General features: G+C 39.4%; 29 protein-coding genes, 1 pseudogene and 2 other annotated features (1 of these 32 only partly in view). Of the genes and pseudogenes, 25 read left to right on the forward strand and 5 right to left on the reverse strand.

Annotated features, from left to right (window positions below):
* Positions 1–9 precede the first annotated feature (9 nt).
* The 19 genes and pseudogenes from QOW94_RS02490 (at position 10) to QOW94_RS02575 (ending at position 15,532) form a co-directional block, all read left to right on the forward strand.
* A complete protein-coding gene (locus QOW94_RS02490) occupies positions 10–426 on the forward strand; it encodes a F0F1 ATP synthase subunit epsilon (RefSeq protein WP_283678567.1) in 417 nt (138 codons plus the stop codon).
* Between the two features lie 183 nt (positions 427–609).
* Complete coding sequence (locus tag QOW94_RS02495; protein ID WP_283678719.1) at positions 610–2,349, forward strand: ABC transporter ATP-binding protein; 1,740 nt, start codon at positions 610–612, stop codon at positions 2,347–2,349.
* A 153-nt stretch (positions 2,350–2,502) separates the two neighbouring features.
* Positions 2,503–2,733 carry a DUF1146 family protein gene (locus QOW94_RS02500; RefSeq protein WP_283678568.1) on the forward strand — a complete coding sequence of 77 codons (231 nt, stop codon included), beginning with the start codon at positions 2,503–2,505 and terminating at the stop codon, positions 2,731–2,733.
* A gap of 25 nt (positions 2,734–2,758) precedes the next feature.
* Positions 2,759–4,066: a UDP-N-acetylglucosamine 1-carboxyvinyltransferase gene (murA, locus tag QOW94_RS02505; RefSeq protein WP_283678569.1), complete on the forward strand. Its 1,308-nt coding sequence runs from the start codon at positions 2,759–2,761 to the stop codon at positions 4,064–4,066.
* 134 nt (positions 4,067–4,200) lie between these two features.
* Positions 4,201–5,208 (forward strand): rod shape-determining protein, encoded by a 1,008-nt coding sequence (locus QOW94_RS02510; RefSeq protein ID WP_283678570.1) that lies wholly within the window; start codon positions 4,201–4,203, stop codon positions 5,206–5,208.
* A 7-nt stretch (positions 5,209–5,215) separates the two neighbouring features.
* Positions 5,216–5,491 carry a membrane protein insertion efficiency factor YidD gene (gene yidD / locus QOW94_RS02515; RefSeq protein WP_283678571.1) on the forward strand — a complete coding sequence of 92 codons (276 nt, stop codon included), beginning with the start codon at positions 5,216–5,218 and terminating at the stop codon, positions 5,489–5,491.
* Positions 5,492–5,504: 13 nt separating this feature from the next.
* On the forward strand, positions 5,505–5,729 hold the full coding sequence (locus QOW94_RS02520) for a DUF2969 domain-containing protein (RefSeq protein WP_283678572.1): 225 nt from the start codon (positions 5,505–5,507) through the stop codon (positions 5,727–5,729).
* 12 nt (positions 5,730–5,741) lie between these two features.
* Positions 5,742–6,944 (forward strand): FtsW/RodA/SpoVE family cell cycle protein, encoded by a 1,203-nt coding sequence (locus QOW94_RS02525; protein ID WP_283678573.1) that lies wholly within the window; start codon positions 5,742–5,744, stop codon positions 6,942–6,944.
* Positions 6,945–6,955: 11 nt separating this feature from the next.
* Positions 6,956–7,249, forward strand: coding sequence for a glycine cleavage system H family protein (locus QOW94_RS02530; RefSeq protein WP_283678574.1), 294 nt, complete (start codon positions 6,956–6,958; stop codon positions 7,247–7,249).
* Positions 7,250–7,296: 47 nt separating this feature from the next.
* Positions 7,297–7,532 (forward strand) — a binding site (T-box leader).
* Positions 7,533–7,580: 48 nt separating this feature from the next.
* A complete protein-coding gene (locus QOW94_RS02535; protein WP_283678575.1) occupies positions 7,581–8,615 on the forward strand; it encodes a methionine ABC transporter ATP-binding protein in 1,035 nt (344 codons plus the stop codon).
* Positions 8,608–9,303 carry a methionine ABC transporter permease gene (locus QOW94_RS02540; protein ID WP_283678577.1) on the forward strand — a complete coding sequence of 232 codons (696 nt, stop codon included), beginning with the start codon at positions 8,608–8,610 and terminating at the stop codon, positions 9,301–9,303. Before QOW94_RS02535 ends, QOW94_RS02540 begins: the two co-directional genes overlap by 8 nt.
* A gap of 30 nt (positions 9,304–9,333) precedes the next feature.
* Positions 9,334–10,164 carry a MetQ/NlpA family ABC transporter substrate-binding protein gene (locus tag QOW94_RS02545; protein ID WP_283678578.1) on the forward strand — a complete coding sequence of 277 codons (831 nt, stop codon included), beginning with the start codon at positions 9,334–9,336 and terminating at the stop codon, positions 10,162–10,164.
* A 159-nt stretch (positions 10,165–10,323) separates the two neighbouring features.
* Positions 10,324–11,193, forward strand: coding sequence for an SPFH domain-containing protein (locus QOW94_RS02550; protein ID WP_283678579.1), 870 nt, complete (start codon positions 10,324–10,326; stop codon positions 11,191–11,193).
* Positions 11,194–11,284: 91 nt separating this feature from the next.
* Positions 11,285–12,409, forward strand: a complete 1,125-nt coding sequence (locus QOW94_RS02555; protein ID WP_283678581.1) for a D-alanine--D-alanine ligase family protein — start codon at positions 11,285–11,287, stop codon at positions 12,407–12,409.
* A 106-nt stretch (positions 12,410–12,515) separates the two neighbouring features.
* The gene (locus QOW94_RS02560) at positions 12,516–13,934 is read left to right on the forward strand and encodes a glycerophosphodiester phosphodiesterase family protein (RefSeq protein WP_283678582.1); all 1,419 of its coding nucleotides are present in this window, start codon (positions 12,516–12,518) and stop codon (positions 13,932–13,934) included.
* Positions 13,935–13,964: 30 nt separating this feature from the next.
* Positions 13,965–14,504, forward strand: coding sequence for a DNA-3-methyladenine glycosylase I (locus tag QOW94_RS02565; RefSeq protein WP_283678583.1), 540 nt, complete (start codon positions 13,965–13,967; stop codon positions 14,502–14,504).
* Between the two features lie 170 nt (positions 14,505–14,674).
* A pseudogene (locus QOW94_RS11095) lies at positions 14,675–14,782 on the forward strand (helix-turn-helix domain-containing protein); the annotation flags it as partial.
* Between the two features lie 9 nt (positions 14,783–14,791).
* A complete protein-coding gene (locus tag QOW94_RS02570) occupies positions 14,792–15,325 on the forward strand; it encodes a DUF2225 domain-containing protein (protein WP_502867225.1) in 534 nt (177 codons plus the stop codon).
* Positions 15,326–15,391: 66 nt separating this feature from the next.
* Complete coding sequence (locus QOW94_RS02575) at positions 15,392–15,532, forward strand: hypothetical protein (RefSeq protein WP_283678585.1); 141 nt, start codon at positions 15,392–15,394, stop codon at positions 15,530–15,532.
* A 49-nt stretch (positions 15,533–15,581) separates the two neighbouring features.
* Here the strand turns inward: QOW94_RS02575 and QOW94_RS02580 are convergent, their stop codons facing one another.
* From QOW94_RS02580 to msrC, 5 genes are all read right to left on the reverse strand, one after another.
* The gene (locus tag QOW94_RS02580) at positions 15,582–16,067 is read right to left on the reverse strand and encodes a universal stress protein (protein ID WP_283678586.1); all 486 of its coding nucleotides are present in this window, start codon (positions 16,065–16,067) and stop codon (positions 15,582–15,584) included.
* Between the two features lie 79 nt (positions 16,068–16,146).
* Positions 16,147–16,434: a hypothetical protein gene (locus QOW94_RS02585; RefSeq protein WP_283678587.1), complete on the reverse strand. Its 288-nt coding sequence runs from the start codon at positions 16,432–16,434 to the stop codon at positions 16,147–16,149.
* The gene (locus tag QOW94_RS02590; RefSeq protein WP_283678589.1) at positions 16,424–17,725 is read right to left on the reverse strand and encodes a replication-associated recombination protein A; all 1,302 of its coding nucleotides are present in this window, start codon (positions 17,723–17,725) and stop codon (positions 16,424–16,426) included. Before QOW94_RS02590 ends, QOW94_RS02585 begins: the two co-directional genes overlap by 11 nt.
* 126 nt (positions 17,726–17,851) lie before the next feature.
* Complete coding sequence (gene rpsD, locus QOW94_RS02595; protein WP_283678590.1) at positions 17,852–18,460, reverse strand: 30S ribosomal protein S4; 609 nt, start codon at positions 18,458–18,460, stop codon at positions 17,852–17,854.
* A gap of 196 nt (positions 18,461–18,656) precedes the next feature.
* Positions 18,657–19,115 (reverse strand): free L-methionine (R)-S-oxide reductase MsrC, encoded by a 459-nt coding sequence (gene msrC, locus QOW94_RS02600; protein ID WP_283678591.1) that lies wholly within the window; start codon positions 19,113–19,115, stop codon positions 18,657–18,659.
* Positions 19,116–19,277: 162 nt separating this feature from the next.
* Here msrC and QOW94_RS02605 point away from each other — a divergent pair, with 162 nt between their 5' ends.
* The 6 genes from QOW94_RS02605 to tpx all read left to right on the forward strand — a co-directional run bounded on the left by QOW94_RS02605 (position 19,278) and on the right by tpx (position 25,171).
* Positions 19,278–20,963 (forward strand): septation ring formation regulator EzrA, encoded by a 1,686-nt coding sequence (locus QOW94_RS02605; RefSeq protein ID WP_283678592.1) that lies wholly within the window; start codon positions 19,278–19,280, stop codon positions 20,961–20,963.
* A 149-nt stretch (positions 20,964–21,112) separates the two neighbouring features.
* Complete coding sequence (locus QOW94_RS02610) at positions 21,113–21,733, forward strand: hydrolase (protein WP_283678594.1); 621 nt, start codon at positions 21,113–21,115, stop codon at positions 21,731–21,733.
* A gap of 21 nt (positions 21,734–21,754) precedes the next feature.
* Positions 21,755–22,102: a hypothetical protein gene (locus tag QOW94_RS02615; RefSeq protein WP_283678595.1), complete on the forward strand. Its 348-nt coding sequence runs from the start codon at positions 21,755–21,757 to the stop codon at positions 22,100–22,102.
* A gap of 111 nt (positions 22,103–22,213) precedes the next feature.
* On the forward strand, positions 22,214–23,359 hold the full coding sequence (locus QOW94_RS02620) for a cysteine desulfurase family protein (protein WP_283678596.1): 1,146 nt from the start codon (positions 22,214–22,216) through the stop codon (positions 23,357–23,359).
* 11 nt (positions 23,360–23,370) lie between these two features.
* Positions 23,371–24,588, forward strand: coding sequence for a tRNA uracil 4-sulfurtransferase ThiI (gene thiI, locus QOW94_RS02625; RefSeq protein ID WP_283678597.1), 1,218 nt, complete (start codon positions 23,371–23,373; stop codon positions 24,586–24,588).
* Between the two features lie 73 nt (positions 24,589–24,661).
* Positions 24,662–25,171, forward strand: a complete 510-nt coding sequence (tpx, locus tag QOW94_RS02630; RefSeq protein ID WP_283678598.1) for a thiol peroxidase — start codon at positions 24,662–24,664, stop codon at positions 25,169–25,171.
* 27 nt (positions 25,172–25,198) lie between these two features.
* Positions 25,199–25,251: a binding site (T-box leader), on the forward strand; it runs 160 nt beyond the window's last position.

Genomic DNA, 25,251 nt, shown 5'->3' on the forward strand with positions numbered 1-25,251 from the left:
GGGTTCTAAATGGCTGATGATTCAGTTATCACCGTTAGTATCGTTACTCCTGATGGAAAAGTTTATGAGCATTCTGCAGATATGCTAGTTGTTTCAACTAAAGGCGGACAACTTGGTATTATGGCAAATCACTTACCCGTTATTGCGACACTTGCGGTGGATGAAACTCGAGTTAAACATGACGGAGAAGAGGATAGAATCGCTGTTAATGGTGGTTTTATTGAATTCTCAAACAATGTTGCTACCATCGTTGCTGATAGTGCTGAAAATCAGAGCGATATTGATCTTGCTCGTGCTGAAAGTGCACGTAAGCGCGCTGAAATTAGACTTAAAGAAGCTCGCGAAAAACAAGATAAAGATTCTGCTCTTAGAGCACAAGTTGCTCTTCGTCGGGCAATTAATCGAATTAATATCGCTAATAAATAGGTTTAGCTTTTTAGCTTTCCTATTCTCAGCGTCAAAAGTCTCAGATTATTCTGAGGCTTTTTTTATTTGAGCATTTTGCTTGAGATATTTAATTATCGGAATAGAATAAGTGGGTTAAATCAAGGGGGGATCCAATTGCAAAAAAATAAGCAAGCTGCTACGGCTGAAACCACTGATGCCTCAATGTCTGATATGTTTGGATTTGTTTTTGGTAAGGTCCTTAATAATAAACGAATTCTAATTGTGAACATTTTAGCTTTGTTGGTTATTACGGGACTTCAGTTTGTGCTTCCTCAAATTACTCAGTTCATTATTGATACGGTAATTCCTCAGAAAAATATGAGCCTATTAATCGAATCTGTCGTTGGACTATTGCTGAGTGCTGTGGTGCTTGGATTGTTCAATTTTTTGTCGTCATATTACATGAGCATTATGAGTCAACAAGCTATTTACGATTTAAGAAACCAGTTGTATCAATATATTTTAAAGTTGGATACTCATTTTTTTGAGTCTAGTAAGACTGGTGATCTGATGGTTCGCCTGACAAACGATATTGGAAACTTGCAAAGTTTAATTTCTGCGAATATGCTGTCCATGATTGGGGGCATTTTCACTTTCATTGGAGTGTATGTGTTTATTTTTATCGTTAACTGGCAAATGGCACTTGCGGTGACCGTCACGTTTCCAATGATGTTCTTGATTTACCGAATTTTTAGAACCAGAATCAGATCTGCATTTCGGCGCGCCAGACTTAGCCAGGCTGAAATGTCTAATCAGATGCAAAACACTTTAACTGAAATATCATTAATCAAAAGCTACACCAGTGAAGGAATTGAGTCTGAGCGATTTGCTTCGTTTGCAGATAAGAATCGCCAGAACATGATTGCTGCAAACAAAAATCAGGCAATTTTTTCACCACTCATTATGTTTGTTAATTATTTAGGGACGGCAATTGTCCTTTCATTTGGGGCATACTTTGTGGTTAAGGGCGACTTAAAGGTCGGTCAATTAGTGGCTTACATTAGTTATGTTGCAATGTTGCAAGATCCGATTCGCTCATTTACAATGCTGCTCAATCAATTGCAACAGTCCCTAGTTTCATACGGCCGAATCACTGAAATTCTGAAACTAACTCCTCAAATCAAGGAGGCAATTAACCCAGTTGCATTTCCGAAAATAAAATCTGGCATTAATTTAAAAAACGTCTCTTTTGCATACTCTGAAACTCACAAGGAAGATATTCATGATGCAACTATCAAGGATGTTAGCTTTGACATTAAGTTTGGAAAGATGACCGCTTTAGTAGGGCGTTCAGGTTCAGGTAAGACAACGATTACCAAACTTATTGATCGACTTTACGACCGGCAGTCCGGAGAAATTCTATTTGATGGCGTTCCAATTGAAAAAATTTCAATTAATTCCTTAAGGCAAAACATTGCCATCGTTTCTCAGGATACTTTCATGATTGATGGCAGTATTCGAGATAATATCATTTATGGTAATCCGACCGCTACCAATGATGAAGTCTGGCGAGTAGCAAAATTAGCAGCCATTGATGGCTTTATCACTAGCTTACCGGATGGAATGGAAACTCAGATTGGTGAGAGAGGAATCAAGTTGTCTGGAGGGCAAAAGCAAAGGATTTCAATAGCCCGAGCATTGCTAAAGGATGCACAAATTGTGATTTTAGATGAAGCAACGGCTAGTTTAGATAATGAATCTGAAAAAGCAATTCAACACGCAATGAGTCAACTACTTGAGGAAAGGACTTCGCTTGTCATTGCACACAGACTATCAACAATATATAATGCGGATAACATTGTTGTCCTTGACAATGGTAAAGTAGTTCAGCAGGGAAACCACGAACAATTGATTAGTCAAGAAGGCAGATACAAGGAGCTTTATGAGGCGCAATTTAGTTAGAAAACGTTGGTACACCTAACATTAGAGTGTTAGGTGTATTTTTTGTTAAGCAAATGTTAAAAAATGGTCTAGATGGGCCCGCAAAAGCCAAAAAAACGGGCATTCTATTCCTATTTATGTTATGATGGAATTTGATATTGGGGAGGAGTCTAGATGACAACAATAGGTATTCAAGGATTACTTACGTTAGTAACATACGTATTTTTCGTGGGGCTTACTTTTTGGGTTGTCAACCAGATTCACATTGAACGGTTCATTCCAATCCGGGAATTACCTGGTAAGTTACTGATTGTGTTATTATCAGTATCAATTGGATGGGCATGTAGTAGTTTTTTCTTATCAGTTATTGATAATATTAGAAATTTGATTTTCTTAGTAAAATAAATTAATTACAGTGGAGGTCGCGGTTTTGGATAAGATTATTGTTCATGGGGGGAACCCATTAAAAGGTACGGTACATATTGATGGGGCAAAAAATGCCGTGTTACCGATTCAAGCAGCCACAATTCTGGCTAGCGAAGGGGTAACCACCATTTCTAATGTTCCTTTACTGTCTGATGTATATACAATGAACGAAGTTTTACGTTTTTTGAATATTGATGTTAATTTTGACGAAGAGACCAATACGATTGATTTCGACGCCACTAAAAATCTTTCTAGTGAAGCTCCTTTCGATTATGTCTCAAAAATGAGAGCATCAATCGTTGTTATGGGACCACTTTTAGCTAGACTTGGTAGGGCAAAAGTTGCTCTTCCAGGCGGATGCGCAATTGGTTCTCGGCCAATCGATCTGCATTTAAAGGGCTTCGAGGCACTTGGTGCCAAGATTAGCCAACACGATGGCTATGTTGAAGCAGTTGCCGAGGACGGATTAAAGGGTAGTGAAATCTACCTTGATTTCCCTAGTGTCGGTGCAACTCAGAACATTATGATGGCTGCAACATTAGCAGACGGCAAGACAGTTATTCATAATGCTGCGCGTGAACCAGAAATAGTTGACTTGGCAAACGTCTTGAATAAGATGGGCGCTATTGTCAAGGGTGCCGGAACAGAACAAATCAAGGTTACTGGTGTCGATAAACTTCATGGTACTAATCATGCTGTTGTGCAAGATAGAATTGAAGCTGGTACGTTTATGATTGCAGCGGCCGCGACTCACGGTGATGTCTTTATTGATGGTGCCATTGCAGAGCATAATCAACCATTGATTTTAAAAATGAGAGAAATGGGAATTACTGTTGTTGAAATGGATGATGGAATTAGAGTTATTGGACCAGATACAATCAGACCCGTTGATGTTAAGACTCTACCTCACCCAGGATTTCCAACTGATATGCAGCCACAAATGACTATTCTACAATTGTTGGCTGACGGAAGTAGCTCAATGACAGAAACTGTTTTTGAAAACAGATTTATGCACATGGAAGAGCTACGGAGAATGAACGCAAAATATACCATCAATGGTAGAACTGCTGTTATGGAAGGCAAAACTCAATTCTCTGGGGCAGAAGTTGCTGCTACTGACCTAAGAGCAGCCGCTGCTCTTGTGATTGCAGGATTAGCCGCTGATGGTTATACCCAAGTAAGTAACCTTCAGTATCTTGATCGTGGCTATCATGATTTTCATAAAAAGTTAGCATCGTTAGGTGCTGAAATTAAGCGAGTTAATGTTGAAAAAACTAGTACTGTACTAGCAGAAAATTTAGTGAAACATTAATAAAATAAATCGGTAAAGGGGAGTTGGTTTCAAATCAACTTCCCTTTGATTTTGGTTAGAAAAATCCAAAGAATTTGTATTCAACCGTGTGGTATAATACACAATTAGATAAAGTTTTCGAAAGGAAGTTCATAATGGCAAAAGACATAGGAATCGATTTAGGAACCGCAAACGTATTGATTTACGTTGCTGGAAAGGGGATCGTGCTAAACGAACCATCTGTGGTTGCAATCGATACAAGAACTAACCAAGTACTAGCCGTTGGATCCGATGCCTACCGAATGGTTGGTCGGACACCAAGTAACATTCGAGCAATTAGACCTTTAAAAGATGGAGTTATTTCTGATTTCGATATTACTGAAGAAATGTTGACATACTTCATCAACAAACTTGATGTTAAGGGCTTTATGTCAAAACCAAAGATTATGATTTGTGCCCCAACTAACGTTACCGAGATTGAAAGAAATGCTATTATGCAAGCCGCTGAAAAAGCAGGTGGTGGCCAAGTTTATCTAGAAGAAGAGCCAAAAGTTGCTGCTGTTGGTGCTGGAATGGATATTTGGAAGCCCCGTGGTAATATGGTTATTGATATGGGTGGTGGAACTAGTGATATCGCCGTTATTTCGCTTGGTGATATTGTTGCAAGCAAGTCCATCCGAGTAGCTGGTGATAAGATGAACACCGAAATTGCCACCTTTATTAAGCAAAAACACAACTTGGTTATCGGTGAACATACTGCTGAAAAAATCAAGATTGAAATTGGAACCGCTAAGAAAGATCCTGAGAACCTTAAGGAAACGGAAGTCCGGGGCCGCGATGCTCTTACAGGAATGCCAAGAGCAATAACCATTACCAGTGATGAAGTGGCTGAAGCAATTGGTGACACAGTTCAATTGATTATTTCTGGCGCCAAGGAAGTTCTTGAAACGATTCCACCTGAATTAGCCTCAGATATCGTTGATCGAGGAGTTATGCTTACTGGTGGTGGTGCTTTATTGAAGAATATCGATACGGTTATTGCTGATGCTCTCACTGTTCCCGTTATTATCTCAGAGAGTCCCCTTGACAATGTTGCAAAGGGAGCGGGAATTTTACTTGAACATTATGTGAAGAGCCCTAAGAAGGAAACCCAAGAAAAGTAGGGATAGGTTGAAAAGATTTGTTATTTGGCTAGTTAGAGGATACCAGCGATTTATTTCGCCACTGTTCCCCCCTACATGCAGATATTATCCAACTTGCAGCTCATACATGATTACTGCCGTAAAAAAACATGGTGCTTTTTTTGGTGCGGTTATGGGAATTGCAAGAATTTTACGATGTCACCCGTTTGTTAAGGGTGGTTACGACCCTGTTCCGGATCACTTTACGATTTTCCGTAACAAAAAGGCTCGTGATGAATATCGTGACAAAATGAATTTAAAGTAGCTTAGGAGATTTTATGAGTAAAGCTAAACAATCAGTAAATGTTGAAACAAAAAACTATAAAAATTCTGAGGGCCAAGAAGTGTCAGAGCTTGTGATTGGAAAAGATACGATTGGAACAATCGTTGAATTGGAAGCTGGTAAATTCCAGGTTACCAACACCGATAATGATGTTTTTCATACCAAGTCATTTGACGAGGGTGCCCAAATGTTGATCAAGCATTTCCATCTTCACCATTAGAGGAGGGATATTGTGGAATCAACAAAGAGAAATTCAAAGGAATCAGAATCAAGAATTGACTGGGGCATTGTTCTCTGTGTGTTGTTGTTAGCTCTGGTTGGGCTGGCATCAATTTACGTTGCAGCCAGTCATGATACAGGTGGAAGCAGTGTTATGAAGCAGGTAGTATCCCAGCTGATGTGGTACGCTATTGGAACTGTTGCAGCTGTTATCATCATGCAGTTTGATTCGGAACAACTATGGAAAGTGGCACCAATTGCCTATGGATTAGGGATAGCCCTATTGGCTGCGGTGTTAGTTCTCTATAGTCGATCCTATTACCTTAATACCGGAGCCAAGAGTTGGTTCCAGTTAGGACCGTTAACGTTCCAGCCTTCTGAGGTAATGAAACCCGCGTTCATTTTAATGATGGGCCGGGTAATTGTCGCCCATAATAATATGTATCCAATTCGTTCGATGAAGAGCGATTGGCTCTTATTGGGCAAAATGGCCTTGTGGACCTTACCAGTTACTGTTTTACTTAAATTGCAAAACGATTTTGGTACTATGCTTGTATTCTTTGCGATTCTTGCTGGGATGGTTGTGGTTTCCGGAATTACTTGGAAAATTATCATGCCAACGGTTATTATCGTTTCGGGAATTGGGATAACTGCGTTGACGCTGGTTATTTCGGATGCAGGCCGAAAGATTTTGGAAAATTTTGGGTTTAAAGCTTACCAGTTTTCTCGGGTAGATACTTGGCTTCACCCGTCAGCTGATACTAGTAATCAGGGTTATCAACTATGGCAAAGTATGAAGGCAATCGGTTCGGGAAGTATTTTTGGAACTGGATTTAACAACTCACACGTTTATGTTCCGGTTCGAGAATCAGATATGATATTCTCAGTTATTGGCGAAAATTTTGGTTTTATCGGTAGTGCGTTGCTGATTTTTATCTATTTTCTACTGATTTATCAAATGATCAAGGTTACGTTTGACACTCGTAATGTTTTTTATGCTAATATTTCTACAGGAGTAGTTATGATGATTTTATTCCACGTATTTGAAAACGTCGGAATGAGTATCGGATTGCTTCCGCTGACAGGAATTCCATTACCATTTGTTAGTGCTGGTGGTTCGGCGTTAATTGGTAATATGATTGGAATTGGATTAATAATGTCAATGCAGTACCATAATAAGAGTTATATGTTTGGTGACGACAAAGAATTCTCATAGGAGTGAATGATATGAACGAAAAGTATTATTGGTTAGACGAAGATAACGGCGTTGTAACGGTTGGACTTACTGAAGAAGGTAAGTCAGAGCTTGGTAATATTACATTCGTTTCGCTACCTAAGGTTGGCGATAAATTATCTACCAAGGACACTTTACTCAATGTTGAAGCAGATAAAGCAGTTTCTGATATTGAGTCCCCAGTTGATGGAACAATTATTGAAATCAACTCAGATGCAGTGAATGATCCTAGTTTACTTAACGGTTCTGACAAGAGTACATCTTGGATTGCTCGAATTGAAAAATAATTTTCTTGACGTCAATTTGGAATGTGGTAAACTATTCCTATAATTATCAAAACAAAATGACAAGATGAGTAGATGATTAGATACCCAAAGAGAGCTTCTGGTTGGTGTGAAGAAGTGGTTGACGACATCGAATATGGTCTTGAAAAAATCATTCGTGGGTGAGTAATCGAACTTGCGATGGGTAACGTCCATTATTTCGTTGGAACGCACTTGTGCGTTCGCTGAGGCTGCAGTTTGCAGCGAAGTAAAGGTGGTACCGCGAAAAAAGCTCTTCGTCCTTTGAATCCAAGTGATTCGGACGAAGGGCTTTTTGTTTTAAGGAGGAAGAAAATTGATTCGATTTAACAATGTTTCGAAGCAGTACAACACCAAGGACGGTGAGTTAGTTGCCGTAAACGATGTCAATATTGAAGTTAAGGATGGCCAAATATTTGGAATCGTTGGTTATTCTGGTGCTGGAAAGAGTACATTGGTGAGAATGCTTGATGGTTTGGAAGCACCAACAACCGGAGAGATTGATATCAACGGAACAGATATTGCCAAATTGTCTGGTTCGCAATTGAGAAAACAACGCCAAAAAATTGGTATGATTTTTCAGCATTTCAATTTACTTTGGTCACGGACGGTGATTCAAAATGTTATGCTACCGCTTGAAATTGCTGGGGTTAGTAAATCAGAGCGGATCAAGAAAGCCCAAGAATTGATTAGTTTGGTTGGATTATCAGGACGGGAAAATTCATATCCGTCAGAGTTGTCTGGAGGTCAAAAGCAAAGAGTTGGAATTGCTAGAGCCCTTTCAAATGACCCAGAGATATTGATTTCTGATGAAGCAACTAGTGCTCTGGATCCAGATACCACTAATGAGGTTCTTGACTTATTACTTAAGATCAACAAACAACTGGGATTAACGATTTTGCTTATTACTCATGAAATGCATGCCATTGCTAAAGTTTGTGACGAAGTAGCGGTTATGGATAGCGGCTCAGTTGTTGAGAGTGGTACAGTCTTTGAGGTGTTTAAGCATCCTAAGCAAGATGTAACTAGAAAGTTTGTTTCGGAAGAGTTCTCAAGCCCACAAGAAAAGGACGATTTGACGGTTACCGAATTGACAGACAGGTATCCAGAGGGCAAGCTGATTCGGTTGACGTTCCATGGCCCGCAATCAGAATTGCCAATTGTTTCGAATGTAATTCGAAAGTTTCCAGATATTGAAGTCAATATTATTTCTGGCTCAATGAGACAAACCCAGGAAGGTGCCATTGGATCGCTTAGTCTTCAATTTATTGGCAAAACAGAAGTTATTGAAGAGTCTCTTGATTATCTTAAGTCGTTGAGAGTTGAAACGGAGGTGATTTCTAATGACTAATTCAACTGGATTTGCGTCTTACTTTCAGTTCAACAATGTTGATTGGCCAAACATGTGGTCAGCTTCGTGGGAAACAGTTTGGATGACATTGATTTCAATGATTGCGGTTATTGTATTTGGAATTATACTTGGATTGATTTTGTACCTAACTCGGGATAGTAAGAATCCACTAGTTAAGGTTTTCAACTGGGTGGTTGGTCTCCTGGTCAACATTTTCAGATCAGTACCATTCATTATCCTGATTGTGCTGTTGCTACCGATTACGAAATCAATCGTTGGTACGATTATTGGCCCAAAGGCCGCTTTACCATCATTAATTATTTCGGCAGCCCCATTTTATGCCCGGATGGTAGAGTCGTACTTCCGTGAAGTTGACTCCGGGGTAGTTGAGGCGGCTCAGTCAATGGGAGCTTCAACTTGGCAGATTATATACAAGGTTCTACTCCCCGAAAGCAAGCCAGCATTGATTGCTGGGGCAACTGTAACTGCTATTTCACTTATTTCTTATACCGCAATGGCTGGTGCAATCGGAGCTGGGGGCCTTGGAAACTTAGCTTATCTTGATGGTTTCCAGTCAAACAATAATACCATCACGTTAGTGGCGGTTGTGATTATTACCTTATTTGTCTTTATCGTTCAAGGGGTGGGTGACTTCTTGGTCAAACGGACAGACAAACGGACACTGTAATTTATTTGAGTAAATTTGGAGGAAATTAAAATGAAAAAAAGAATTTTGGGATTATTCGCATTAGTGTTTGGAATCTTTATTCTAGCTGGGTGCTCATCATCTTCTAACAGCAGCAACAAAACAACTACGTTAAAGATTGGAGCTTCGAACGTACCCCATGCTCAAATCCTGCGTCATGTGGCGCCTGAGTTGAAAAAGGAAGGCGTTAACCTTAAAATCATCACTTTCCAAGATTACGTTTTGCCTAACAAGGCGCTTGCTGACAAAGAACTAGATGCTAACTACTTCCAACACGTTCCATTTTTGAAGAACTGGAATAAAGAAAATCATGGTTCGTTAGTAAATGCTGGCGGCGTTCACTTGGAGCCAATTGGCTTTTACTCAAAGAAAGTTAAGAGCTTAAAGGACCTTAAGAAGGGTGCTACAATTTTAGTAAGTAATAACACTGCTGATTATGGTCGGGTACTACAAATCCTCCAAGACGCTGGTTTGATCAAGGTTAAGAAGGGAATCGATATCACAACTGCAACGTTTGATGATATTGCTTCAAACCCAAGAAATCTTAAATTTAAGCACAGTTATGAACCAAAATTGATGACTCAGATTTATGATAACAAGGAAGGCGACGCTGTCGTTATCAACGCTAACTATGCTGTTCAAGCTGGCCTTGATCCTCGTAAGGATGCTATTGCCCTTGAAAAGAAGTCATCACCATATGTAAATATTATTGCAACTAGAAAGGGTGACCAAAACAAACCCGCAATCAAGAAACTTGTTAAGGCTCTTCAATCAAAGAGTACTCAAAAGTGGATTGATACTCACTATAAGGGTGCTGTGTTACCTGTAAAAAACGTCAAATAATTCTCACAAAATCACATTAAGTGAAAATTAGCATAAAAGTCATCGGTGGTAGTTTTACCATTGATGACTTTTTTGTAGGGTAATTCTGGCCCTATTAAATTTTGAATCCTAAATATTACAGGATAGGCGGTATAATGATGAGGAAAGGTGGCATTGTAGATGAAAGAGAAAAATGCGTTTCACGTAAATGGTTATATTGGATTACTAGGAGCAATTCTTGTATTGATAATTGGTGGCTACATCTTATGGCAAGGAGCAAATGCCAATTCAGTGGGATTAGTCATCTTAGGCATTGTTGTCATTATTTTGGACTTAGTTTTTGCCAGTTCACTGACAATTATTTCTCCAAACGAATCAAAAGTCTTAACTTTTTTTGGTAAGTATTCCGGTACAATTAAAAATTCGGGACTGTATATGACGGTTCCGCTAACCAATAAGCAATCAGTGTCCTTGAGAGTGAGGAACTTCAACAGTTCTATTATTAAGGTTAATGATTTGAAAAGTAATCCGGTGGAAATTGCGGCTGTGATTGTTTATAAGGTAGTTGATTCTTCGAAGGCGTTATTTAATGTGGATGCCTATGAACAGTTTGTGGAGATTCAGAGTGAATCTGCAATCAGACATATAGCTAGTCAGTATCCATACGATAGTTTTGATGAAGATACTGAGGAGATGACCCTTCGTGGTAATTCAACTGAAGTTTCGGAAGCCCTAAAGGGTGAATTGCAGGAACGCTTAGAAGTAGCCGGAATTGAAGTTGTTGAAACTAGGTTAACTCACTTGGCTTACGCCACCGAAATTGCTAATGCAATGTTACAACGACAACAGGCAACTGCTATCTTGTCCGCTCGAAAGACAATCGTAAATGGAGCTGTATCAATATCAGAGGATGCCGTTTCTCAGTTGCAAGATGATTTGAAATTAGATGTGTCCCAAGATCAAAAACTTAAGTTGATCAATAATGTGTTTGTTTCGATTATTAATGATCATGGTACTCAAAATGTTATTAATACCGACGATATTGACTAAAAAAGCCATTTACCGGTTTTCAAGCATGCGGGAAACTAGTTTTAATGGTATACTTAAGTTTCTGAAATATATACGAATGGGATGAATAATCATGAAAAATAATGGAAAACAACACGTTGCGTTATTGTTTGGTGGCAACTCATCTGAACACGATGTTTCCAAGCGGTCAGCACATAATATTTATGACGCTATGGATAAGGACAAGTACGACGTTAGCCTATTCTTGATGACTAAGGAAGGCTACTTCATGAGTCATGAAGGATCGAAGCGGGTATTCGATGGGGAACCAGAAGAAGTTGTTGAAAAGGACGAAATGGCCAAGCTTGATATGGCCAATCCAATTGCACCAATCTTCAACTTACAACATGCGGATAATGTGGACGTGTTCTTCCCAATTATTCACGGTAATCTTGGTGAAGATGGAACGATTCAGGGATTGCTAAGATTACTTAATAAGCCATATGTTGGTAGTGCGGTGCTTGGTTCCTCAATGTCATTTGATAAGGACATCACTAAAAAGATTTTAACGCTTGCCAACGTGGCAAATACTCGTTATGAGTTGTTGACACCTAGAACTCAAGAACGTTATTCTTATGATGCTCTTGCCAAGGAACTTGGTAGCACCTTGTTTATCAAACCGGCAAACCAGGGGTCGTCAGTTGGAATCCACAAGGCTGAAAATGCCGAAGAATTCAATGAAGGCTTAAGAGATGCATTCAGATACGATGATAAAGTCCTGGTCGAAGAAGCAATTGAAGGCCCACGTGAATTGGAAATTTCAATTTTAGGAAATAGACAACCTATTGCCTCAAAAATTGGTTCAATTCAAGTGCCTGCCTCAGACGAATTTTACACTTACGATAACAAGTTCGTTGATGCCAGCGCAGTCAAGTTTGATATTCCGGTAGCGATTTCTACCCAATTGGCAGATGAAATCACCAAGATGGCTCTAGATGCTTATGAAGCACTTGGGCTAAAGGGAATGGCTCGAATCGATTTCTTAGTTTCAAAGGATGATAAGCCATACGTTGGTGAAGTTAATACCTTGCCTGGTTTTACTAACATTAGTTTGTATCCACAATTATTTGAAGCATCTGGTATTTCATACACTGATTTGATTGATAGGTTGATCGAATTGGCGATTGATGAACATGAATACCAATCAAAGATTTTATATGATTTTAAACCGCTTGATCCAAAGGACCAAGATATTTAACGAGGTTAAGTCGAGAAGCTGATTCAGGTAACTGAATTTTAGCTTGTCGGCTTTTTTGTTTAAAAATTGGTACAATTAAGTTATTAGATTTGGAGCGGAGATTGAAATGAAAAGAAATACAAGAAACGATTGGTTAGGATTGGTATTGGGAATTATCGTTGTTGCTTTCAACCTGTGGTGGCGAAAAGCTCCTGATTTTGGTGGGCTGACGCTATTTAAATTTGTTCTTCTATTTGCGGGGTTTATTACGCTATTTATTGTTGGCAATTTGGGGAAGGGGAATAAAGTTCAGCAGGGATTTCAAGCTGTTATTGCGTTTGGCGTTTTCCTTCCACTCGGATTATTTGGTCTGGCCGCAAATTTGAAGGACTTTTTCCCGTTAAATGGTGGTCAGTTTACGGCTCTGACGATTATTCGTTATCAGCTGTTGATTACGCTGGGCATTTTATACATACTTGTACTAATTTTGTTTTTGATTTGGTGGGCGAAAAAGGTTAGTCGGGCCGCTAACCTGAAAAAGTTTATTATTCATGGGCTGGTCACAATTTTTGGGATGCTGGTTGTTGAACTGATTGTAATTGCTTGTTTGGGACTAGTTGCTAAATTGTTGCCATTGATTTGGGCGATAAATGGATTAGACTCAATTACCGGGTTACTGATGGTGTTTGTTCAGTTGACGTTTGTAAAGGCTATTCTTAGTGGCAAATTGAATTATCCGAAGAGTTTACCGGTGCTGGTTGGGCTTATTGTTTGTATCAGCGCGGGGATTTTGGTTCCAGCTACTAGTTATGCTAACAACCATCAACAGGTAATTGTTCACAGAGGAGCAATCAATAACAACTCTCATCCAAACTCGATTGAATCCTTAAAGAAAAATGGTAATCTTGGTTATCCATTCATAGAAATGGATATTCAGGAGACCAAGGATCACCAATTTATCTGTGCTCACGATGATTACATTAAGATTGGTGATAAGAAAGTGTTGATCAATAAAGCCCCATTAAGCAGAATAAAAAGAGCAACTCATGTTGATATGTTTAGCGATTATTTGAACGAGGCGGATAAACTTAATCAGAAGTTGATTATTGAAATTAAAGCCACAACTAAGACTAATCCAGCGATTGGAACGGACTTTGCCCGCCAATTTGGTAACCGAGTGCAGAAAAATCATCATCTAGTTCATTCGGTTGACTACCCCGCTTTAAGACAAATTGATGCGCATTTTCCTAAGGTAAAGGTTGGATTAGTGACAATGCTGAACGGTTTGCCGATTAATAGGTATCACGTTGATTTTTATACTTTACAGCATATAACACTATCAAATGCCTATGTGAGACAGGTGAGAACTGCAGGTAAGCCAATCTACACCTGGACGGATAACTCTCGGGTCGCAATGCTCAAGTCGAAGGTGATGGGGGTTCAAGGCCTGGTCACTGACAAAGCTAGCTTTGCCAAGCAATACACTCCAAATATAACTGATAACGGTTGGATATTAATTATAAATAATGCGTGGGATTACATTTAATTTGCGGAGTTAGTAACTGAGGTGAAAAATATGAAAAGATGTGATTGGGCAACAAAGAGCCCTGAGCTTATGGTTTACCATGATACCGTTTGGGGAAAACCAGAAAAATCAGAAGATAAGGAGTTTATTGCACTGTGTTTGGAAATAATGCAGGCTGGACTTACATTTCAGACCGTTCTTAAGTTTGCAGACGGGATGAACGAAGTGTTTCATGGATTTGATCCAGAATTTTTGGCAAACTGTAACGAGAATCAAATCGATAATTTCTTGACAGATTCAAGGATTATCCGCAATCGAGCTAAGGTGGAAGCAATTGTCGCAAATGCTAAGCTTGTTTGGCAGAAGCCGGAGCTACTTACCGACTTAACTTGGAAACGGACCAATTTTGAAACCATTGATCATTTGCTTAAAGATACGGCAGCTCCAGTGAATTTTACTGAATTTGTTTCTCCATATTTGAAGGAATTTAAGGCGTCAGGATTTAAGCGGGTTGGTAAAACGACACTGTATAGCTATTTACAAGCTATTGGGGTGGTAAATGATCATATTATCGATTGTGAATTTCGTTAGATTTTAAAAAATAGAGTGCGTGGGTTGATTAATTTTAGAATATATGATAAATTCTGTTTCATATGATTAACGGTTTACTATGATTTTTGAATCGAGAAACGAAAGGGAATATTACCATGACTACTACTATTTCTGGCAAGACAATTCGGAAACGCTGAAAAGAGTTAGGATTATCACAGACGGAATTGGCAAAGGGAATATGTACGCAAGCCACGATAAGCGGTATTGAAAGCAGAAATCAAAAAGTTAGCTTTGATGTAATTGTAGAAATTTGTAAGCGACTTGATATGCAAGTTAACGAAGCTGTGTCTAATTCAAACTTTGGGGGTAATGTTTTTAAGTGCCTCGAACGAGATATGAGGAATCACTGTTATCGCCGAGCTGTTGAGAGAATGGAAAAAGTTAGTATTGATATAAAAAGTCCTAAAGAAAAACTGGGAATGTATCATTGTTATTCAGGATTCTGCAATTTATTTGTTGCTGATGAGATTGATGAGGCAATTTTTAATTTTAACCTTAGTCTGATGCAGTATTTGCCAGATGATGAAGTGGCGTATCGTGCTTGGTCAAATCTGGGATTAGGATTAGCTTATAAGTCAAAAGGGGATAAGAAGCAATCACTATTGTTTGCGGATGAGGCAACTAAGATTCTAAAGTCGGCTTCACAGTCTGAATCAACGGATACAGAACTCGAAATGGATATTTTTATTGATACCCTTAGTGTTTACTATGAGCTTGGTGAATATCAGTTGGGAATTGATTTAGGCGACTTTGTTTTGGAAAAGGTTGCTGGTGGAGGTAACTGTTACGGAGTTGATTGAATCTACCAGGTGCAGGGACAATGTTATTTTGCATTAGGGAATCAATTTTCAGCAACTGAGAAGCAGATGTATGCTATGTGTTTTGCTGGGTTTAACAAGAATCGTGACCTTGAAGAACGAATAAAGGGTAAAGATCAACAGACAGTCATTGAATTGGTTAAGGAGTACTTGAAACCGTTGGAAGGAAACCCAACGATGACTATATAAGAAAAAGCTAGTCGCATTTGATTGCGACTAGCTTTTTACTAACTATATGTTATTTATCTGCTTTTTTCTTTGGGTTCACAGCTGGTTTGTTTTCCAAATCAGTCCGAACAACAAGAACGTCACAGACAGCGGTTCTTGTCACGTATTCAGTAACTGAACCAATAAGTAATCTTTCAACGGCGTTAAGACCAGTTGCACCAATCATGATTAAATCGATATTTAAGTTTTCAGGAATATCCTTAGCGATAACTGATTTAGGTGCACCGTACTCGATAGAGTAGTCAATATCATTTAATCCGGCTGCCTTAGCGTCGGTAATATATTTGTCCAATGTTTTTTTAGCGGTTTCCGTAACTTGTTCAACCATTGAAGTATCAAAACTTGAAATGTTTTGGAATGCCCGTGTATCAACGACATGGACTAAATGTAAAGTAGCGTTGTTCCTTAAAGCAACGGCAACCCCTTTTTTGTAAGCAAGTTCTGCTTCATATGAGCCGTCAACTGGAACTAGAATCTGTTTGTATTGTTGTAACATGAAAATCACCCCGAATTCCTTTATTTACCTTAATTGTACTTTACTTCTCAAAAAATAAAAAGGAATAGTGCTTGATAAATTAACGTTTTGTAACTTTGAAGACTAAAATTGCTTGGGTAACTGAACCAAGTATCACAATCAACATGATATCGATCAGCATTAAAATCTGGTTAGCCATAAACACAGTTATAACGCCAATCAGGCCAAGAGCAAAGAAGGCGAAGGCAGTAAACTGAATGTACTTTCTAAAGCCAGCACTTTCATTCATATCAACGTTGAAAATTTTACCGCGCAAGTTTGACAGTAAATAACTACCGATGAAGAATGCAATGAAGATCAGAATCATGACTAGAATATTAATTATCATTAGGAAGCTCCTTAATTGGTTTGTGAGATGAGCGACGGAGTTTTTCGTACTGCTCCTTGAATTGTTTTTCAAACTTACCATTTTCCTTTGGTAGGTAATACTGAGCGTTTTTGATTTTATTGGGTAAATACTGTTGCTCTACCCAGTCATTTTTAAAGTCGTGAGGGTACTTATAATCATTCCCGTGGCCTAGCTTGGAGGCTCCTTTATAGTGAGCGTCCTTAAGATGATTGGGAATATCACCATAGTTACCAGATTTAACGTCAGCAATTGCAGCATCCATTGCTGAGTAGCCCGAATTTGATTTAGGGCTTAAACACAGCTCGATAATGGAATCCGCTAGTGGAATTCTGCCTTCAGGGAGCCCGAGTTGCTTGGCAGCAGCCACGGCTTCTACTGTTCGTGAACAGGCACTTGGATTAGCAAGACCGATATCCTCGTATGCAATAACCATCAAGCGTCTCATCAAACTATTCAAATCACCTGATTCAATCAATCGAGCTGCGTAATGAAGAGCAGCATCAACGTCTGAACCACGAATTGATTTTTGAAAGGCAGAAATAACGTCATAATGGGCGTCGCCGTCTTTATCTGACACGAGAGCCTTACGCTGAAGACATTCTTCGATAATTGGTAGGGTAACCTTGATGTTGCCATCCGTATCTGATTCGGTTGACCGGACTGCTAGCTCTAACGCGTTAAGTGCTGTCCGTAAATCCCCGTTAGTTGCTTTTGATAACAAGTCAAGTGCGTCTGGTGCAAGATCAACAGGATAGGCACCCAGACCATTTTCGGTGTCTGCTAGGGCGCGATTGATGGCCGTCACAATATCTTCTGGCTGAAGGGGATGGACTTCAAAAATTTGAGTTCTACTTCTAATGGCTGGATTGATATTGATGTACGGGTTCTCAGTGGTTGCCCCAATCAAGATGATTGACCCATTTTCTAGCAAGGGCAGCAAGAAATCCTGTTTAGTTTTATCAAGTCTATGAATTTCATCAAGCAGTAGCACCACAGTTCCGCTCATTTTGGCTTCTTCTGCTACAATTTGAAGATCTTTTTTGGTGTCAGTAGCTGCATTTAGAATTCTAAATGCGTATTTTGTGGATCCCGCAATTGCGCTAGCAATGCTAGTTTTACCAGTTCCGGGGGGACCATATAGAATCATGGACGATAGCATTTTTGCCTTGACCATTCGACTAATGATCTTGCCTTCGCCAACAAGATCTTGTTGACCCACGATTTCTTCAATTTTTTTGGGACGCATTCTATATGCTAATGGTTGTTGCAAAATAATTCTTCCTCGCTTAAAAAGTCTGAACCAATTATAACATTTAACAATGGTTGGAAAAACGGTAGAATCTTGATATGTAAAATAAAAAAGCCTTGCAAAAGCAAGACTTCTCTAAATGAATTATTAAAGTTTGTTGTAGTATTCAACGATTAATGATTCATCGATATCAGCATCAAGTTCTTCACGTTGTGGAAGGCGAACCAATGAACCTTCAAGCTTGTCAGCGTCAAATTCAACGTATTGTGGACGACCCACAACAGCTTCAACAGCATCCTTGATAACTTGAAGATCTTTGGACTTTTCACGAACAGAGATAACTTGGCCTTCTTTAACTTCGTATGAAGGAATATCAACACGTTGACCATCAACGGTGATGTGACCATGGTTAACTAATTGACGTGCTTGACGACGAGTAGTGGCTAAACCTAAACGGTAAACCATGTTATCCAAACGTCTTTCAAGTAAAATCATGAAGTTAACACCATGCTTACCTTCACGAATCTTGCCGGCACGAACGAACAAGTTTGAGAATTGACGTTCGCTTAAACCGTACATGAAACGAAGCTTTTGCTTTTCGTGGAGCTGCAAACCGTATTCAGAAAGCTTACCGCGACGACCTTGACCATGATCACCAGGTGCGTATGGGCGACGAGCTAATTCCTTACCAGTACCTGATAAAGAAATTCCTAAACGACGTGAGATTCTCCAACTTGGGCCTGTATATCTAGACATAAATAAAATCCTCCAATTTTGTTTTGGAGTAAAATAAGCCATGTAGATTTAGTATTCGTGCATGTTGCTTTGCAACTTTCGCCCAAGCAGCCGAATGGGTTACTAATAGAACCATAAAGGCACCAACATGTTGACGAGCTTACCGTCTACTGCTGCGTTATTTTACACAAATAACATTGTACCTAAAATAAACTGATTAGTCAATGTGGCTAGTAAATACTTCTACGAATTCAACCAATTGCTTTTCGTCATCTGCTGAGAAGCGATCAAGTGAAGGTGAATCGATATCCAAAACCCCGATTCCCTTGCCGTCTTTATAGATAGGAACAACAATTTCTGATTTTGAGTTTGCATCACAGGCGATATGACCGGCGAATTGGTTAACATCTGGCACTCGAAGTGGCTTTTGGTTTACAAATGAAGTGCCACAAACACCATCACCTGGTTTGATGTGCATACATGCCACATTTCCTTGAAAGGGTCCCAAAATCAATTCATCATTGGCCTCTGAGTAGTTGTAGAAACCAACCCAGTTAATATCAGATAGGGATTGGTTGAGTAGTGCGGACGCATTGGCCATATTGGCAGTTAAATCGGTTTCGTCAGTTAACAGAGCATCAAGTTGCTGGTTAACTAAGTTTTTAACTTCTTGCATAAGAGAACCTCGCTTTAAAAATTTTATGGTGCTAACGTTCTACTATGATATAATTCACATTAGAGCGGTTTTAATTTATTTATACATAATAAAGTGTTTGCGCAAATTTTACTATCTTTTTGTGCATTTTATTTAAAAAAATTGTTGGAGGATGGGGAGCTAATGGTATTTCTTCTTTTAGGAATTGTCATAGTAGTAGCAATTGCATATATTTTGTTTGCGGTATACAAGAATAAGAGCGTAAAGATGGCTCAGGAGGTTGCCGACAATCGAAAAACACTGAATGAGATCCCGCTTGATGACAAATTTAGGTTGGCTGGAAAGATGAATTTGAGCGGGGAATCTCAAAAGAAGTACGACCAGTTAAAGAGTAAATATCAGGTGTTTAAAAATCGGACGTTACCAAACATTGACGCTGAAGTTGACGGTGTTAAGACAGACAGCGAAGGATACAACTATTTTAGGACCAATGCTGATTGGAAATCAGCTAATCAGGCGATTAACAGTGCTAGCGATGAAGTGAAGGAAATTCAAGCCGAGCTTGCTCAGTTACATGACTTAAATAAACAACATCAGCAGGCCGTTAAGGAAATTGAAGATAAGAATCAACAATTTAGGAAAACTTTACTTGAGGATAATGACAAGTTTGGTGACAGCATCGATGAGCTTGAGAAAGTCCTTGATAGTATTGAAACCAAGTATGATAAGTTTACGGAATTAACCGAAAATGGTGATCCTGATAGTGCTGAGCAAGTTCTTGCCCAGTTAAAAGACGATTCCAACAAGCTTGAGGGGTATTTGGATAAAGTACCATCTTTAATGAGTACCCTTAACACTGAAATGGTTGAACAGCTAAATGAAATTGAATCTGGTTACCGTCAGATGAAAACTGATCATTATAATTTCAAACCGGATGATATCTTACAACGAGTTGCCAAATTGCGGGATCAGCGCCAAGACAATCTAGAAATTCTTAATAAGCTAGATACCGGCTTAACTCAAAAGAACATCAACGATATGGAAGCGGAAATCGATAAGTTATACGATCGACTTGAGCTGGAGTTAAACAGCCGGAAAAAGGTTGAGAAGCGTCGTAAAGTTATGGCTGAGTACATTGACCATGTTAACCGCCAAAGCAGTGATTTGGATGAAAAACTAAAGAAACTATCAATTACTTTTGACCTTAACCATTCGGAAATTGAGAATGCTCGTCAGTACGAAACACAAGTCGTTTCGATTAAAAAACAATATGACCAGGACAGCGAAGCCATTAAGAACGGCCAGGCGGTTTACTCCGAAATTGCGGTTAAACAGGATCAAACCAAAAAGGATTTGTCACAAATCGAATCTTCCCAAACTCAACTATTTGAATCAGTAGTTGGCATTCCGGAAAAAGAAAGAGTTGCTCGTGAGGCTTTAATGAAGTTCGACTTGGAGCTTAGAAACAAGAAGCGCCGAGTAGATAATTTAAATTTGCCTGGACTTCCTGATGATTACAGAAATGAATTTTCAGCTGTTGTTCGCGAAGTCGAACGATTAGATGATTCAATCAACTTGCCAAAGGTCAACGTGGATGACATTACTAAACAAGTAATTATGATTCAATCTGATATGGATAGCTTGGAGGAATCAACTTCCAGTTTGATTAGGAGTGCAACCGAGGCTGAACAGGCGATGCAGTTTTCGAATCGATACGTTGCAAGTAATGAAGCGATTGCCACAGCAAGTGCGAAAGCTATAAACTTGTTTGATCATGAATATGATTATCAAAAAAGCCTAGAAGTGATAACAGCAGCACTAGATGAAGAAAAGCCCGGTAGTTTAGATAAACTATTTAATAAAGACTAAGACCATTCGTCAGCTAAGCCGATGATGGCCTTTTTTTGTTGACTCAAAGTGTTGGTATCACGCCTGGTAATCGTTTTCATTGCATTGAATAGTAAATTCAAGTAACTTATAGGTGTTCATGATATCTAAAGTAAACGGGGGATAATACGATGACTAGTTTAGACAAACGGATAGGAACAACCGATGAACTAATGAGCCCGGACGATACTGCGTTTTTACTTATTGATTACCAACCAACGCAGATCAATTCAATCAACTCAATGGATAGAGCTCAGTTAGTAAAGAACATTGTGCTGACTACAAAGTTAGTGGCAGCTTATGATATTCCGATTATTTTATCGACGGTTAACGTTGCTTCGGGTCAAAACCAAGATACTGTGCCTCAGTTGAAAGAAGTTTTACCCGGGGTTAAAAGTTATGATAGAACCTCGATCAATGCCTGGGAAGACAAGGATTTCCTTCAAGCAGTAAAGGATACAAAACGACACAAGCTAATTATTGCCGCCTTGTGGACAGAAGCCTGCTTAACATTTCCAACTCTAGATGCTCTGAAGGAAGGCTATCAAGTATTCCCCGTTGTAGATGCAGTTGGGGGGACGTCCACGATTGCTCATGAAACAGCATTAAGAAGGGTGGAAAATGCGGGGGCTCAATTAACAACGATTGCCCAATTAGCATGTGAGCTTCAGCGAGACTGGAACCGGAAGGAAACTGTGCCGGCCTTTGTTCAGACAATGCTTGATGCCGGTATCTTCTTAAAACTTAGCTAGAAACAACGAGGAGGACGTATCATGTTGGATGTTAAGGACTCGATTGAAAAACTTTCGTGGGATGTTAACCACCATTATCTTCACGTGAAGAATCAACATGAATTTATGAGACGCATCGCGATTCAATTTGAATTAGCTTATACTGACTTTCGGGTGATTCAGATGGCACTCCAATTGTCTGGGGACGAGAATCATCAATTATTGGCAGATTTTACCAGTGCTTACGATGATGTATTCAAATTTGAATCTGAGTTTGCGGAAAATGGCCTGGATGGATTCAACGATAAATATGGTGACCAGATTGATGAATATGGTCAGGCCGTTGATAAGCTCAACCAAGAAATTGACAAGATAAAGAAACTTCAATAAAAAGATAAAAGTCGGTGGTTAACCGGCTTTTTATTTTTGGCCATTTGTTGTATTATCATTGGAGTTAGTTTATTGGAGTCGAACCAATAAATTCAGAGAAGAAGGTTTCAGATGATTTATTTTGATAATAGCGCAACGACACAGGCGTTACCTGAAGTAGTTGATACTTACGATAAAGTTAGTAAGAGTATTTGGGGTAACCCATCGAGTTTGCACAATTTTGGTGAGAAGGCATTTAATCTTTTAGAGCAGTCAAGAAAGCAAATAGCTGACTTACTGCACGTTAATGCTGATGAAATCTACTTTACGAGTGGCGGAACCGAAGGGGACAACTGGGTCCTCAAGGGAACCGCAATCGAAAAGCGGGAGTACGGGAAGCATTTGATTACGACTTCCGTTGAACATCCAGCAATCCACAACTCAATGGAGCAGCTGAAGCAACTTGGGTTTGATGTTACCTACTTATCGGTTGATGATGAGGGTAGAATTGACCCTGAAGAGTTGAAACAGGCAATTAGGCCTGATACAACATTAGTTTCAGTTATGGCTGTTAACAATGAAATTGGGACGATTCAACCACTTAAAGAAGTGGCCGATATTTTACGGGATCATCCTAAAATTCATTTTCATGTTGATGCCGTCCAAGGAATTGGAAAGGGAATCCAAGACTTGATCATGAATGATCGGGTTGATTTTGTTACTTTTTCTGGCCATAAATTCCATGCTCCTCGCGGGACTGGTTTTATTTATGCCAAACGAGGCAGACGAATCGCACCACTGATGAATGGCGGTGGTCAGGAAAAGAATCAACGGTCTGGAACTGAGAATGTTCCGGCAATTGCAGCTATGGCAAAAGCCCTTCGGTTGTTATTAGACAAGGAATCTAAAGCAAACCAAATGGAGCGGGAAATCAAGCAGTTGATCAGTGATCATATTCAGAAGTTTGATAAAATCGTACCGTTTTCTAAGAATACTGATGGCTTCGCCCCCCACATTCTGTGTTTTGCAATCACTGGGGTTCGTGGTGAGACCATCGTTCATGCGTTTGAAGAACATGGAATCTATATTTCAACAACTAGTGCTTGCTCATCTAAGAAGCATCTAGCATCTAGTACGTTGACGGCGATGAATGTGCCTGAAAACGTCTCAACTAGTGCTGTTAGAATTTCACTAGGTGATCAAAACACGGTTGCTGAAGCTCACGAGTTTATCAGTGTGTTTGATGAATTATACAAGGAATTTGATAAGTTAAGTTAAGGAGCTATTTAATGAGATACAGTGAAATAATGGTTCGCTACGGCGAGCTGTCGACGAAGGGAAAGAACCGAAAAGATTTTATCAAGCAGCTTGGTAAGAACGTTCGGGCGGTTCTTTCTGAATATCCTGAAGTTGGGGTTAAAGCTCAACGGGATCGCCTTCACGTTACATTGAACGGTGCTGATGATAAGCCAGTTATGGATGATTTGCAGCGTGTTTTTGGGATTGAAAACTTTTCACCATCAGTTCAAGTTGAAAAGGACATCGAGAGTATCAAAGACACTGCTCTGACGATGGTTCAGGAACAGTTTAAACCGGGAATGACGTTCAAAATTCAAACAAAGCGTCAGGATAAAAATTTTGAATATCATACTGATCAAATCAACAATATTTTGGGTGACCATATCTTGGAAAACGTCGAGGGAATTACCGTCGACGTTAAGCATCCTGATATTGAGATCAGAGTTGAAATTCGAATGAACGGAGTCTTTCTTTCATCTGAAACAATCAAGGGTGCCGGTGGATTACCAGTTGGAACTGGTGGTCGGGCAACAATGATGTTATCTGGTGGAATCGACTCGCCGGTTGCCTCATACATGGGGATGAAGCGGGGAGTGAAAATTGATATGATTCATTTTTACAGTCCTCCATACACTAGTGTTCAGGCTCTTTCTAAGGCCAAACAACTGACTTCTGTTTTGGCAAAGTACTCTGGTGGAATTCAATTTATTGCCGTTCCATTCACCGAGGTCCAAGAAACCATCAAGGAAAAGGTTCCTGAAGGCTATTTGATGACGATTCAAAGACGAATGATGCTGAGAATCGCTGCTGAAATCACCAAATCTCGTCATTGTAAGGGAATCTTCAATGGTGAGGCCCTTGGTCAAGTTGCTTCCCAGACCCTTGAAAGTATGATGGCAATCAACGACGTTACTGAGTTGCCAATTTTACGACCATTAATTTCAATGGACAAGACCGATATTATTGAAATTGCAAAAAAGATTGGGACTTATGACCTATCAATTATGCCATTTGAAGACTGTTGTACTATCTTCACGCCACCTTCGCCCAAAACGAGACCTGACTTGGAGAAGACGCGTAAGTTCGAACAATATATCGATGTTGAGGGATTGATGAAGCGGTCAATTGAGGGCATCAAGATTACTGATATCAAGCCAAACGAAGACTATATGAACGCCGATGCTGATATTTTTGCTGAATTACTTTAGGGTTTAGACTAGCAGTTTTGGTCATTTTATTTTAAAGTATAAGTAACCTTTCAAGTACAAAGGAGTGCTGGATATGCAAGTTACAATCGAAGGAAAAGAAGAACAGTTATACGGTGAACCACCAGTAATTGGTGATAAGTTGCCTAAATTTAAGTTAGAAGATAAAGATGGTAACAAAGTTAAGACCGCTGACATTATCGGTAAGGTTACTTTGATTTCAACCATTCCGGATATTAACACCTCAGTCTGTTCGCTTGAAACTAGAAAGTTTAATCAACAAGCTGATAAATATTCCGATGCTCGTTTTCTAGCCATTTCCAACAATACGATTGATCAACAAAAAGATTGGTGTGCAGCTGAGGGTGTTGAAAACATTGAAATGCTGTCAGACGAACAACTTTCTCTAGGTTATGCTATGGGAGTTTACATGCCAAACTTTGGTGCGTTGGCAAGAACGATTTTTCTTGTAGACCCAGTCGGCAAAATCGTTTACCGGCAAATCGTCGACGAATTAACTGACGAGCCAGATTACGACAAGGCCATTGAAGCTTTAAATAAAATTACAAAACGTATTGACGATTAGAAATTAAGCGATTAATATTAAATGTATCAAATTGCTATGAACAAGAGAGTAGCTTCTTAAAGAGTTTCAGAGAGGGTTCG

The sequence above is a fragment of the Lentilactobacillus sp. Marseille-Q4993 genome, assembly GCF_951230165.1.
Lineage (GTDB): Bacteria > Bacillota > Bacilli > Lactobacillales > Lactobacillaceae > Lentilactobacillus.